The sequence below is a fragment of the Tessaracoccus sp. O5.2 genome (assembly GCF_964266725.1).
GTDB lineage: Bacteria > Actinomycetota > Actinomycetes > Propionibacteriales > Propionibacteriaceae > Arachnia > Arachnia lapidicapta.
Genome location: NZ_CAXWGV010000045.1, coordinates 39,933 through 53,320, shown reverse-complemented (window position 1 = coordinate 53,320; position 13,388 = coordinate 39,933). Strand labels below are relative to the sequence as shown.

Below are 13,388 nucleotides of genomic sequence, written 5' to 3'. Positions count from 1 at the left end.
GATTTGGGTGCCGTGACTAGTTCGGTCGTCGTCATCGGCAACTTCGACGGGGTCCACCGTGGACACCGGCGCGTCCTGCAGGAGGCCACGCGCGACGTCGACCATCCGCTCATCGTGCTGACCTTCTGGCCCCACCCGGTGACCGTCCTGCGCCCGGCGTCGGCGCCGAAGCTCCTGACGGACCTGAGGACGCGGATCGAGCTGCTCAAGGAGGCCGGGGCCCACGAGGTCCGCGTCATCCGGTTCAACGACGACGTCGCCCGGCTGTCGCCCGAGGAATTCGTCGAGCGGTTCCTGCTGCCACTGCACCCGGTGCGGGTGGTCGTGGGCGCCAACTTCCGGTTCGGTCGCCGGGCGTCCGGCGACGTCGACACGCTCGCGGCGCTGGGTGAGGGTCGCTTCGAGGTGGTACCGCTGCCGCTGGAGACGATCGATCACACGGTGTCGTGCTCCACCTGCGTGCGCGACCTGCTCGCCGACGGTGACGTCGCCGAGGCGGCCAAGCATCTCATGCGGCCGTTCCGCTTCCGTGGCGTCGTGGTCGTCGGAGACCAGCGCGGGCGCGACCTCGGGTTCCCGACGGCGAATCTCACGGTGCCGCCGGACATGGCGGTTCCCGCGGACGGTGTGTACGCCGGCTGGCTCACGCGGCTCGACGAGCCGGGCGCCGTCCCGCTGCCCGCAGCCATCTCCGTCGGCACCAACCCGACCTTCGACGGCCATGAGCGCCGCGTGGAGAGCTACGTCCTGGACCGCACCGACCTTGAGCTGTACGGGGTCGAGGTGGCCGTGGACTTCGTGGCGCGGCTGCGCGGACAGGTGCGGTTCGACGGCATCGACGCGCTCATCACGCAGATGCACGCCGACGTCGAGGGGGCGAAGGTCGAACTCGGCCTCAGCGGACGGTGAGCGACTTCTTGTAGATCGCGTAGTGCTCGCTGGCCTGCGTCTCGTCGTCGACCTGCTCGACCTCCGGCTCGTCGACGAACAGGTGCTCGCCGGTGGGGTGGTACTCCAGCGACACGTACAGCGGCACGGCCTTCTCGTTGTTCGGGTCCACCGCGAGGTAGACCGCGGCGAAGCCCCGCTTGCGCGCCTCGTCCTCGAGGTAGCGGGAGAGGGCGCGGCCGGCTCCCTTGCGGCGGGCGGCCGGGTACACGAACATGTTGCGCAGCTCCGGCGTCATCGAGTCCGCATCCAGGTCAAGCACGGCGGTGCCGATGGGCGTGTCGTCCTCGACGGCGACCACGTAGAGGAGCGTTCCGGCCTGCTGGGCCGCGAAGTGCTTGTCGACGAGGCCGAGCTCCGGCCGCGGCTCGTTCGCGCGCAAGGCGTCGAGGTCCGAGTCGGTGGCGGGACGGACGATGATGCCCATGGTTCTCCTTAGCTCACACTGCCGTCGATGTCCCTACCCTAGCGCGTCGCCCCTCGGGGCCGCGGCGATGCACGTTTTGGGCCCGCGCGGCGGGCGGTGCTAGGGTTCTCAGGTTGCCGTTAGATCGGCCACGGCCCCGTCAGAGCCCCGACAGCATCCGCGACAGGGGCGCCGTGCAGCGAACCGGAAGGAGCCCTATATGGACGCCGACGAGAAGAAGAAGATCATCGACGAGTACGCGACCAAGCCGGGTGACACCGGGTCGCCGGATGTGCAGATCGCCCTGCTGACCAAGCGGATCGCTCACCTCACCGAGCACCTCAAGGAACATAAGGGTGACCACCACAGCCGCCGTGGCCTGATGCTCATGGTCGGCCAGCGTCGCCGCCTGCTCAACTACGTCGCCAAGAACGACATCGAGCACTACCGGTCGCTGATCGCGCGCCTCGGCCTGCGTCGCTGACCTCGTCTCCCACCTCATCCTCAGGGCACCCCTCGCGGGGTGCCCTGAGTCGTTTCTCGGGTCAGCCAAGCGGCGAGGGCCGTGGATGCCCGTAGCGGTGGCGGGTGACCGAGACCGCCTGCTCCCGCACATAGGGAAGGAGTGCCCGCTCGCCGGGCAGCGGAGGACCGGGGTACACCGTCACGTCGATCGAGCCGTCGACGGCGACCTGGAGGTCCCGGCTCCCGAGATGGCGGACGCGGCCGTGGGCCACGCGATCGAACCCCGCGGACGACTCGACCACGACGTCGAACCCGGCGCCGGCGAGGGCGTCGCGCAGGGCCTGATGCGGCTCCTCCTCGAACGAGAACCGGACCCTGGCCCCTGCCGCCAGCGCCGCGGACGCCTCCCGCAGCACGGGCCACGGGTCCCGGGCCTCCACCCGGACCGTGACCTCCGTCGGCCGGTATCGCAGGACGTTCTGCTCCGCGGCGAGCGCCGACGGGTCGTGCAGCGCGCCGACGATGGTGCGGGCCGCCCGCTCGTCGGACGCTGCCGCGGCCCGCACCAGCACGGGATCCAGTCCCGGAACCGCGCCGCCCGCCGTGACAAGCCGAGCCAGCGACTCGGTGGTGACCTCCGCGCTCGTCGCCGTGGGCCAGCCGTCGGGCTCCCACGAGCCGAGGCTGGCGACGTAGTGCGGCCCGCCGGCCTTGGCGCCGGGTCCGACGGATGAGCGCTTCCAGCCGCCGAACGGCTGTCGCCGGACGATCGCGCCGGTGATCCCGCGGTTGACGTAGCAGTTGCCGGCCTCGACGCGCTCGACCCAGCGCCGGATCTCCACCGCATCGAGGCTGTGCAGGCCGGCGGTCAGGCCGAACGGGGTGCCGTTCTGCAGGTCGATCGCCTCATCGAGCGACGACGCGGTCATCAGCCCCAGCACGGGACCGAAGTACTCGACCTGGTGGAACTCGCTGCCCGGCGCCACGCCCCAGCGCACGCCGGGGCTCCAGAGCCGCTCGTCGACCCGGCGCGGCGCCACCCACCACGTCTGGCCGGGCTCGAGGCGCGTCAGGCCCCGCCGCAGCTTCTCGCCCGGCGGCTCGGTGAGGGGGCCCATCTGCGCCGCCGGGTCCGTCGGCCAGGCGACGCGCAGCGACGCGACGGCGTCTACGAGCTGCTCGCGGAACCGGCGCGACCCGGCGACGGAGCCCACGAGGATGCCCAGGGACGCGGCCGAGCACTTCTGCCCCGCGTGGCCGAAGGCCGAGGTCACGAGGTCGGCGACGGCCAGATCGAGGTCGGCCGACGGCGTGATCACGATCGCGTTCTTGCCGGAGGTCTCCGCGAGGAGGGGGAGCCCGGGGCGCCAGGAGCGGAACAGGGCGGCCGTCTCCGCGGCGCCTGTGAGGACGACCTGATCCACCCGGTCGTCGGTGATGAGGGCCCGGCCGAGGGGGCCGTCGTCGACGACGACGAACTGCAGCACCGCGTCCGGGATGCCCGCCCGGACACCCGCCTCGGCCAGGAGCGCGGCGGTGCGTCGGGCCGGGGGAGCCGGCTTGAGCACGACGGCCGATCCGGCGGCGAGGGCCGCCGCGACGCCGCCCAGGGGGATGGCGATCGGGAAGTTCCACGGGGGTGCGACGACGGTCAGCGTCGGCGGCACGTGGCGGGCCCCGGCGACGCGGTCGAGGGCGCGTTCGGCGTAGTAGCGGGCGAAGTCCACCGCCTCGGACACCTCGACGTCGGCCTGGTCGATGAGCTTGCCGACCTCGTCGGCGGCCACCGTCACCAGGTCGGTGCGCGCCGCCTCCAGCTCCGCGGCGAGGCGCCGGAGGACCGCCGCCCGCTCAGCCGGTGGCGTCGCCCGCCATCGAGCACCCGCCGCGCGCCCTTCGTCGAGGGCGCGGTCGAGTTCGGCGCGGTCCGCCAGCGTCGCGCGGCGCACCGCGTCGGCGCCGAGCAGCGGCGCGGGCAGGCGCCCGTGGATGGTCCGGGCCCACTCCTGATTCGACGGCAGCGCCGGGTCGGTGTCGCTGGCGTTGCCGAACCCGACCGCCGCCGGGGCGCGGTGCTGGACCGCCCACGTGGCGGGGCCCGGGTCGTCGGCGAGCGCGGCGGCGGCCCGGAACCGCTGCTCCTCCCTGGCGAGGAACTGCGCGTCGTGCCCGAGCCCGGCGGCGCCCGACATGAAGTTCTCGTTGGCGGCGTTCTCCTCGAGCCGCCTGACCAGATAGGCGATGGCGACGTCGAAGTCGCGGCGCGGGACCACCGGCACGTACAGCCGCACCCGGCCGATCTCCTCCTGCAGCACGCGGCGCAGCGGCACGCCCATGCCCGCGAGCATCTCGACGTCCATCTGGTCGGTCACGCCGCGAGCCGTGGCGAGCTCCCAGGCCGCCGCGAGCGTGAAGACGTTGTGGCTGGCCACCCCCACCTTCAGGCGGGAGGCCCGCTCCGGGGTGAGGCAGAAGTCCAGGGCTCGCAGGTAGCTGGCGTCCGTGGCCGCCTTCGACGGCAGGACCGGCGATGGCCATCCCCGCAGCTCCGCCTGGACCCGCTCCATGGCCATGTTCGCGCCCTTGACCAGGCGGACCTTGAGGGGGACCCCGCCGGCGGCGACGCGGTCGCGGGCCAGGTCGTCGATCCGGTCCAGCACCAGGGGCGACTCCCGCAGGTAGGTCTGCACAGCGATCCCGGCCCGGACCCCGAGGAGGTCGGGGTCCGTCACGAGCCGGTCGAAGACGTCGAGCGTCAGGTGCAGGTCGCGGTACTCCTCCATGTCGAGGTTGACGAACTTGCCGAGGTCTCGGGCGCGCTCCATGAGCGGCCTCAGCCGGGCGACCGCCTCGGCGACGGTGGCGTCGTGGGCCCAGGGCGAGTGCGGCCCGAGGACTGCGGAGACCTTGAGCGAGACATAATCGACGTCCGTGCGCTCGAGGAGCGCCGCCGTCTGGGCCAGGCGGGCGCGGGCGTGCTCGTCGCCGAGCACCGCCTCGCCCAGCAGGTTGATGTTGAGGGCGCAGCCGTCGCGCTGTAGCCGCTCGAGGGCGGGGCCCAGTCGGCGACCGACGTCGATCACGAGGTCGCCGACGAGCGCGGTGAACGCGGGGCGCACGGCCGGTAGGGCCAGGGCGGGAGAGGTACGGACCGCCGCCAGGCCGAGCCGCAACGCAGGCGGCAGGAACGGGGCGGGGCGGCGCGCGAGGTCGGCGAGCGCCCTGGCGGCCACCGCCGGGTCCTCGGGTCGCAGCACGCGGTCGACGAAGTCCAGGGTGAAGGGCAGGCCCTCCGGATGGCGCAGGACCCGGGCCAGCAACCGGGCCGCCGAAGGCTCCGGATGGGCGGTGCTGCGCTGGGCCCAGCGGCGCGCCGTCGCGGCCGCCGCGTCGATGATCCGGGGCGACGTGACGCTCAGCATTCAACCATCGTGGCCCAACCGGCTAGACTGCACTGGACAACTGAACAACTGTTGTTTCCACCCCGCCGCCCAGCGCACGCGTCCGTCTGGTCCTCGGTAGTGGCCTTCGGGTGCCTCAGGGCGCCCCCGCGGGCCTCGATCGAAGACCGGCAGACAATCCCGGCGACGATTCGCCCTGCGCGGGTGGCACACACCCCGAAAGGAGCCTGTCCGTGGAAGGACCAGGCATCGAATTCGCCGAGGCCGTTATCGACAACGGCAAGTACGGCACCCACACTGTTCGCTTCGAGGCCGGCGTGCTGGCCCAGCAGGCCGATGGCTCGGCCGCCGTCTACCTGGACGGCGACACCATGCTGCTGTCGGCGACCACCGCGCAGAAGACCCCGCGGGAGGCCATCGACTTCTTCCCGCTGACGGTCGACGTCGAGGAGCGCATGTACGCCGCGGGCAAGATCCCCGGCTCGTTCTTCCGTCGTGAGGGCCGCCCGGGCGAGGGCGCGATCCTCGCCTGCCGCCTGATCGACCGCCCGCTGCGCCCCGCGTTCGTCAAGGGCCTGCGCAACGAGGTCCAGGTCGTCGTCACGATCCTGGCGCTCAACCCGGCCGTCATGTACGACGTCGTGGCGATCAACGCCGCGTCGATGTCGACCCAGATCGCGGGCCTCCCGTTCTCCGGACCGATCGGCGGCGTGCGCGTCGCCCTCATCGACGACCAGTGGGTCGCGTTCCCGACCGTGGAGCAGGTGGCCCAGTCCGCCTTCCAGATGGTGGTCGCGGGCCGCGTGCTCGCCGACGGTGACGTCGCGATCATGATGGTCGAGGCCGGCGGCACCGACGCCACGTGGGAGCTCGTCCGCTCCGGCAAGACCGCGCCGACCGAAGAGGTCGTCGGTCAGGGCCTCGAGGCGGCCAAGCCGTTCATCAAGGCGCTGTGCGACGCGCAGTCCGAGCTCGCAGCCAAGCTGCCGCGCGAGACCTACGACTTCCCCGTGTTCCGCGACTACCAGGACGACGTCTTCGACGCCGTCTCCGAGCTCGCCGCCGACCGTGTGGCCCAGGCCATGCAGATCAAGGGCAAGCAGGAGCGCGACGAGGCGACGCACGCCATCCGTCAGGACGTCACGGAGCAGCTCACCGAGCGCTTCGACGGCCGCCTGAACGAGGTGTCGGCCGCGCTGAAGGCGCTCACCAAGAAGATCGTGCGGCACCGCACCCTGACCGAGCAGGTCCGCATCGACGGCCGCGGCCCCGCCGAGATCCGCGAACTGGCGGCCGAGGTCGCGGTCATTCCGCGCGTGCACGGCTCGGCGCTGTTCCAGCGCGGCGAGACCCAGATCCTGGGCGTCAGCACCCTCAACATGCTCGACATGGAGCAGAAGATCGACACGCTCTCGCCCGAGAACACCAAGCGCTACATGCACAACTACAACTTCCCGCCGTACTCGACGGGCGAGACCGGCCGAGTCGGCTCCCCGAAGCGGCGCGAGGTCGGCCACGGTGCCCTGGCTGAGCGGGCGTTGATCCCCGTGCTGCCCACGCGCTCCGAGTTCCCCTACGCGATCCGCCAGGTGTCCGAGGCGCTGGGCTCGAACGGCTCGACGTCGATGGGCTCGGTCTGCGCGTCCACACTGTCGCTGCTCAACGCGGGCGTTCCCCTCAAGGCGCCCGTCGCGGGCATCGCGATGGGCCTCATGAGCGAGGACGTCGACGGCGAGACGAAGTACATCGCGCTGACCGACATCCTGGGCGCCGAGGACGCGCTCGGCGACATGGACTTCAAGGTGGCCGGCACCCGTGACTTCGTCACCGCGCTGCAGCTGGACACCAAGCTCAACGGCATCCCCGCCGTCGAGCTGCAGAAGGCCCTGCTGCAGGCCCGCGACGCCCGGCACACCCTGCTCGACGTCATGGGCGAGGCGATCGACGTCCCCGACGAGATGAGCCCCTACGCGCCGCGGATCATCTCGCTGCGCATCCCGGTGGACAAGATCGGTGAGGTCATCGGCCCGAAGGGCAAGATCATCAACCAGATCCAGGACGACACGGGCGCCAACATCTCCATCGAGGATGACGGCACGATCTACGTGGGCGCCACGACGGGGGAGGCCGCGGACGCGGCCGTCGCCGCGATCAACGCGATCGCCAACCCGCACATGCCGGAGCGCGGCGAGCGGTTCCTCGGGACCGTCGTGAAGCTCACGGCGTTCGGGGCCTTCGTCTCGCTGCTGCCCGGCAAGGACGGCCTGCTGCACATCTCGAAGCTGCGCCCGCTCGCCGGCGGCGCCCGCGTCGAGAACGTGGAGGATGTGCTGTCGGTGGGGCAGAAGCTCCAGGTCGAGATCTCCGACATCGACGACCGCGGCAAGCTGTCGCTCGTTCCGGTGGTCGAGGAGAAGACCGACGCCGAGGCCTGATCGAGCCTGATTGACCGCCGAGGGGCGGGCCCGTCACGGGCCCGCCCCTCGGCGTTTGTCCTGGCGCGGGCGCCGCTGGCGGGCCGCGTCCGGGGATGGTTGGATGGACAGCGACGTCGAGACGAGGGGAGTGCGGACATGACCGAGATCAGGGTGGGTGTGTTCGGGGCCAGCGGCAAGATGGGCACCGAGGTCGTGCGGGCGGTCGAGCGCGCCGACGGCATGACCATCGTCGGCGGGTGTGACCTCGGGGAGCCGCGCGAGCAGGTCGGGCGCGCGCAGGTCGTCGTCGACTTCACGCACCCCGACGCCGTCATGGACAACATCGCGTGGTGCCTGGAGCGCGGCATCCACATGGTGATCGGCACCACCGGCTTCACCGACGAGAAGCTGGACCGGGTCCGCGACCTGTGCGCGGCCCACCCCGAGGCCGGGGTCCTCATCGCGTCGAACTTCTCGATCGGCGCCGTGCTCATGATGCGGTTCGCGGCCACCGCTGCGCCGTTCTACCCCTCGGTGGAGATCGTCGAGCTGCACCACCCGAACAAGGCGGATGCGCCGTCGGGCACATCAGCGACCACCGCACGACGGATCGGCGCGGCCCGCGCCGCGGCCCAGATGCCGCCCGTCCCGGACTCCACCGTCCACGACGACGGGGCGCGCGGGGCGGTGGTCGACGGGGTACACATCCACGGCGTCCGGCTGCAGGGCCTGGTGGCCCACCAGGAGGTGCTCCTGGGGGCGCCGGGCGAGACGCTCACGATCCGGCACGACTCGTTCGACCGGGCGTCGTTCATGCCGGGCGTCGTCGCGGGGATCCGCTACATCGTCGACCACCCGGGCCTGACGCTCGAGATGGAGTCGGTCCTCGGCCTCTGAGGGCCGCCGCCGCTACTGTGAGCGGCTGGCGATCTCGGCGGCCTCCGCCGCGAGCTCCCTCCGCAGCACCGCCTCCTCGGCCCGCTGCCAGGCGGCGACGTCGCGGCGCAGCGCCTTGATCAGGGACAGGCACATCCCGATCATGACGAGCGAGAAGGGGGCCGCGGCCACGATGGTCAGGGCCTGCAGCGCGGCGATGCCCGAGGTGTCGCCGCCGAGGGCGGCGGAACTGGACCAGATGAGCACGGCCGCGATCGAGCCCTCCAGCACCGACCAGAAGACCCGCGACCAGACGGGCGGGTTGGGATTGCCGTTGTGGGTGAGCATGTCCACGACGAACGATCCGGAGTCGGAGCTCGTGACGAAGAACACCAGCACCAGCAGCACGGCCACGCCGGACAGGACGGGACCGCCGGGGAGCTGGCCGAGCATCTCGAACAGGGCGGTGTTGGTGCTGACTCCTCCGTCGACGATGTGGTCGACCCCGCCGAAGATCTGCTGATACAGCGCGGCCCCGCCCATGACGGAGAACCACAGCATGGTGACGGCGGTCGGGACGAGCAGGACGCCGGCCACGAACTCCCGGACCGTGCGACCGCGGGAGATGCGGGCGATGAACACCCCGACGAACGGGGACCAGGCGATCCACCAGCCCCAGTAGTAGGTCGTCCACGACCCGAGCCACGACTCGCCGCGGTCGCCGTAGAAGGCGAAGGTCTGGAAGGACATGGACACGAAGTTCTGGATGTAGCCGCCGAAGCTGGACACGAGCTCGCGCAGCACGAACAGGGTCGGGCCGAAGATCAGCACCGCCACGAGTAGCAGCGCCGCGAGCCACAGGTTGGCGCGCGAGAGGAACGCGATGCCCCGGTCGAGACCCGAGACTACCGAGAGCGTGGACAGGGCGGTGATCACCGCGATGATGACGAGCTTGGCCGCCGTGGTGCCCTCGACGACGCCGAGGTGCTCCAGCCCCGCGGCGATCTGATTGACACCCAGGCCGAGGGAGGTCGCGACGCCGAACAGCGTGCCGACGACGGCCGCGATGTCGATCGCGTTGCCCAGCGGACCGTCGACGCGCTTGCCGAGCAGGGGCTCCAGCGCCCAGCGGATCGACACCGGGCGCCCGCGGCGGTGCACGGCGTACGCGACCGCCAGACCGACGACGACGTAGACGGCCCACGCGTGCACGCCCCAGTGCAGGAACGTCTGCGCCATCGCACGGCGCCCCTGGGCCTCGATCCCCGACTCGCGGAAGCCGGGCGGCGGGGACGCGAGGTGCCACAGCGGCTCCGCCACGCCCCAGAACACCAGGCCGATGCCCATGCCGGCGGCGAACAGCATCGCGAACCAGGTCCGCCAGCGGTACTGGGGTGCCTCGTCCGGCGGGCCGAGACGGATGGTGCCCAGGTTGCTGAAGGCCACCACCAGAGCGAAGATGACGAAGCCGGACACCAGCGCCACGTAGTACCAGCCGATGGAGTTGACCACGACGGTGTTGATCGTCGACACGATGCCGTTGAACGCCTGCGGCGCCAGCAGCGCGGCCGCCAGCGCGACGGCGATGAGCGCGGCCGAGGTGACGAACACCCAGAGGTTGAGCCCCTCCTTCCCGTGCTGTGGCGGCCCCGACTCGGGGTTCATGTCGCGTTCGGCGATGCGTGGGGTCACGGGTGTGGGCACGGGCGCTCCTGGGTCAGATGTCGCGTCAGTCAGTTCGGAGAGGATCGTCACTCGAAAAAAGGCAGCGTCTACCCTGTCACGACCAGCGCTGTGCCAAACTCCGCTAGGACGCGGCCCGGATGTCGGTGTGAAGGCGGACGAGCTTGACGCCGGGGGCACCGTCGGCCGTGGCGATCTCCTGGTGCGCGCCGTCGGGGGCCCACCCGCAGGCCACCAGGAAGGCCCGCAGGCCGTCGTCGGCGGCACGGACCCACATCGTGGCCACCTCATAACCGTCCTGGCGCAGCGTGTCGACGGCCGCGTTCATGAGCCGCGACCCGTGACCGGCGCCGCGGTGCCGCGGGTCGACGACGAACTCCGCGATGGTGCCGTCGCGCTCCTCGCGGTCCGGGTCGCCGCTGGGCCCGGTGACGGCGAAGCCGACGACGCCGTCGTCCCCGATGGCGACGAGCACCCTGAGGTGCGCCAGCGGGGGCTTGACGATGGCCTCGTGCCAGACGCGGGCCGCCTCGTCGGCCGGCAGCCCGCCGCCCGCTGCGGCGAGCAGGCCGGACTCGGCCCAGGCGCGGCGCTGGATGCGCGCGACATCGACGGCCTCGGCGGGCAGGGCAAGTCGGACGGTGTCGGAGACGGACATGGCGCCCATCCTAAGCGCGGCCCCGCGTCCTCCGAGGACCCGCGGCACGCGGCGCATCCACTAGCCTGACCCCATGACCGACGTGACCCAGCCCCCCAAGCTCGCCCCCGGAACGTTGCGGGTGATACCGCTCGGCGGGCTCGGCGACATCGGCCGCAACATGACCGCCTTCGAGATCGACGGGCAGATCGCGCTCGTCGACTGCGGCGTGCTGTTCCCCGAGGACGACCACCCCGGAGTCGACCTCATCCTCCCCGCGCTCGACTACCTCAACGACCGCCTCGACGACATCGTCGCCCTGGTGCTCACCCACGGCCACGAGGACCACATCGGCGCGGTGCCCTACCTGCTGAAGAAGCGGGCCAACATCCCCGTCTTCGGATCCAAGCTGACGCTGGCGTTCCTCGCCGCGAAGCTCCGGGAGCACCGCATCCGCGACTTCGACCTTGACGCCGTCGAGGAGGGCGAGATCCTCGAGGTCGGCAACTTCGAGTTCGAGTTCCTGGCCGTCAACCACTCCATCCCCGACGCGCTGGCCGTCGCCATCCGGACCAAGGCCGGCCTGGTCCTGCACACCGGCGACTTCAAGATGGACCAGCTGCCGCTCGACGGCCGCATCACGGACCTGCGCGGCTTCGCACGGCTCGGTGAGGAGGGCGTCGACCTCTTCATGGTGGACTCCACCAACGCGGAGACGCCCGGCTTCACCACGCTCGAGCGCGACGTCGAGCCCGCGATCGCCCGCGTCTTCGACCAGGCCCGCGGCAAGCTCATCGTCGCGTGCTTCGCCAGCCACGTCCACCGGGTGCAGCAGGTGCTGAACCTGGCCGTCAAGCACGGCCGCAAGGTCGTCTACGTCGGGCGGTCCATGGTGCGCAACATGTCCACCGCCAGGGACCTGGGCTACCTCAAGGTCCCGGCGGGCACGCTCATCGAGCTCAAGGAGATCGACCGCTACCCGGCCAACGAGGTCGTGATCGTCTCCACCGGTTCCCAGGGCGAGCCCATGGCGGCGCTGAGCCGCATCGCCAACCGCGACCACCCCGTCGTGGAGGTGGGGGAGGGCGACACGATCCTCCTGGCCAGCTCGCTGATCCCCGGCAACGAGAACTCCGTCTACCGCGTCATCAACGGCCTCAGCCGGCTCGGCGCCACCGTCGTACACAAGGGCAACGCGCTCGTGCACGTCTCGGGCCACGCCTCGGCGGGGGAGCTGCTGTACTGCTACAACATCCTCAAGCCGCGCAACGTGCTGCCGGTGCACGGCGAGGCCCGGCACCTGATCGCCAACGCCAAGCTGGCCCAGGCCACCGGCGTGCCGGCGGAGCGGGTCCTCGTGTCCGGCGACGGCGACGTCATCGACCTCAAGAACGGGATCGCCAAGAAGGTCGGCTCCATCGACGCCAGCTACGTCTTCGTCGACGGATCGACGGTGGGCGACATCTCCGAGTCGATCATGGACCGCCGCATCCTCGGCGAGGAGGGGTTCGTCTCCGTCATCACCGCCGTCGACCTCCACAACCGGACGATCGTCAGCGGGCCGGACGTGCACGCCCGCGGCTTCGCCGAGGACGACAGCGTCTTCGAGGAGGTGCGCCAGCGGGTGGCCGCCGCGCTGCTCGACGCGCTGCGCGACGGCGTCGACGACCCGTACCGGCTGCAGCAGGTGACGCGGCGAGTCGCGGGGCAGTGGGTGTCGCGGACGCTGAAGCGGCGCCCGATGATCGTTCCCGTCGTCGTCACGACGTGACCCGCGGCCGGTTTGACCGGTCGCTGGTGCCCAAGTAGAGTTGTCCCTCGGTGTTCTGCCCCCTTTCCATCCGGACTGGACGGGCACGCCGCAATGCTTGAAGTGAACCCAAGAAGGTAGGTCAGTCGTGTACGCGATCGTGCGCAACGGTGGACGTCAGCACAAGGTTGCTGTCGGCGACGTCCTGGACATCGACCTGGTGTCCGAAGAGGTCGGCAAGACCCTGTCCCTGCAGCCGCTGCTGCTGGTCGACGGCGACAAGATCACCTCGGACGCCAAGGCGCTCGGGAAGGTCTCCGTGACCGCCGAGGTCGTCGGCGAGGCGAAGGGTCCGAAGATCCGGATCCTCAAGTACAAGAACAAGACCGGCTACAAGAAGCGCCAGGGTCACCGCCAGCGGTACACCCAGGTGAAGATCACCGGGATCAAGGGCTGAGGAGCGAACAATGGCACACAAGAAGGGCGCGTCCTCGACGCGGAACGGTCGTGACTCGAACGCGCAGCGCCTCGGCGTGAAGCGCTACGGCGGCCAGCTGGTCGGCGCGGGGGAGATCCTCGTGCGTCAGCGCGGCACGCACTTCCACCCCGGTGACGGCGTCGGTCGCGGTGGCGACGACACCCTCTTCGCCCTCGTCGAGGGCCAGGTGGAGTTCGGCGTCAAGCGCGGTCGCCGCGTGGTCAACGTGGTGCCCGCCTGATCCGGCACCCGCACTTTCTCGAGAACGGCCCTCCGGGGCCGTTCTTCGTTTCCGCCTTAGACTGAGGCGAGCACACCCTAGGAGTC

Annotated in this window: 11 protein-coding genes; 7 read left to right on the top strand and 4 right to left on the bottom strand. The window is 71.1% G+C overall.

Annotated features, from left to right (window positions below; all coding sequences use genetic code 11):
• Positions 1-12: 12 nt before the first annotated feature.
• Complete coding sequence (locus ACFQPD_RS11325; RefSeq protein ID WP_385900765.1) at positions 13-909, top strand: bifunctional riboflavin kinase/FAD synthetase; 897 nt, start codon at positions 13-15, stop codon at positions 907-909.
• Here ACFQPD_RS11325 and ACFQPD_RS11320 read toward each other — a convergent pair.
• Complete coding sequence (locus tag ACFQPD_RS11320) at positions 896-1,375, bottom strand: GNAT family N-acetyltransferase (RefSeq protein WP_068752214.1); 480 nt, start codon at positions 1,373-1,375, stop codon at positions 896-898. The genes ACFQPD_RS11325 and ACFQPD_RS11320 overlap by 14 nt on opposite strands.
• Positions 1,376-1,574: 199 nt before the next feature.
• Here ACFQPD_RS11320 and rpsO point away from each other — a divergent pair, with 199 nt between their 5' ends.
• Positions 1,575-1,838 (top strand): 30S ribosomal protein S15, encoded by a 264-nt coding sequence (gene rpsO / locus ACFQPD_RS11315; RefSeq protein ID WP_385900763.1) that lies wholly within the window; start codon positions 1,575-1,577, stop codon positions 1,836-1,838.
• Positions 1,839-1,899: 61 nt separating this feature from the next.
• On the opposite strand, the gene ACFQPD_RS11310 is transcribed toward rpsO, so the two are convergent.
• Entirely contained in the window at positions 1,900-5,241 is a 3,342-nt protein-coding gene (locus tag ACFQPD_RS11310) for a bifunctional proline dehydrogenase/L-glutamate gamma-semialdehyde dehydrogenase (RefSeq protein ID WP_385900762.1), read from the bottom strand.
• 212 nt (positions 5,242-5,453) lie between these two features.
• Here ACFQPD_RS11310 and ACFQPD_RS11305 point away from each other — a divergent pair, with 212 nt between their 5' ends.
• On the top strand, positions 5,454-7,655 hold the full coding sequence (locus ACFQPD_RS11305; protein WP_385900760.1) for a polyribonucleotide nucleotidyltransferase: 2,202 nt from the start codon (positions 5,454-5,456) through the stop codon (positions 7,653-7,655).
• Between the two features lie 138 nt (positions 7,656-7,793).
• Positions 7,794-8,534: a 4-hydroxy-tetrahydrodipicolinate reductase gene (dapB, locus tag ACFQPD_RS11300; protein WP_385900758.1), complete on the top strand. Its 741-nt coding sequence runs from the start codon at positions 7,794-7,796 to the stop codon at positions 8,532-8,534.
• Between the two features lie 12 nt (positions 8,535-8,546).
• Here dapB and ACFQPD_RS11295 read toward each other — a convergent pair whose 3' ends face one another.
• Positions 8,547-10,217, bottom strand: coding sequence for a BCCT family transporter (locus ACFQPD_RS11295; protein WP_385900757.1), 1,671 nt, complete (start codon positions 10,215-10,217; stop codon positions 8,547-8,549).
• Between the two features lie 103 nt (positions 10,218-10,320).
• A complete protein-coding gene (locus tag ACFQPD_RS11290; RefSeq protein WP_385900756.1) occupies positions 10,321-10,854 on the bottom strand; it encodes a GNAT family N-acetyltransferase in 534 nt (177 codons plus the stop codon).
• A gap of 73 nt (positions 10,855-10,927) precedes the next feature.
• On the opposite strand from ACFQPD_RS11290, the gene ACFQPD_RS11285 reads away from it, so the two are divergent.
• The 3 genes from ACFQPD_RS11285 (at position 10,928) to rpmA (ending at position 13,302) form a co-directional block, all read left to right on the top strand.
• Complete coding sequence (locus ACFQPD_RS11285; protein WP_385900755.1) at positions 10,928-12,604, top strand: ribonuclease J; 1,677 nt, start codon at positions 10,928-10,930, stop codon at positions 12,602-12,604.
• 127 nt (positions 12,605-12,731) lie between these two features.
• Positions 12,732-13,040 carry a 50S ribosomal protein L21 gene (gene rplU / locus ACFQPD_RS11280; RefSeq protein ID WP_068752207.1) on the top strand — a complete coding sequence of 103 codons (309 nt, stop codon included), beginning with the start codon at positions 12,732-12,734 and terminating at the stop codon, positions 13,038-13,040.
• A 10-nt stretch (positions 13,041-13,050) separates the two neighbouring features.
• The gene (gene rpmA / locus ACFQPD_RS11275) at positions 13,051-13,302 is read left to right on the top strand and encodes a 50S ribosomal protein L27 (RefSeq protein ID WP_068752206.1); all 252 of its coding nucleotides are present in this window, start codon (positions 13,051-13,053) and stop codon (positions 13,300-13,302) included.
• Positions 13,303-13,388: the final 86 nt, after the last annotated feature.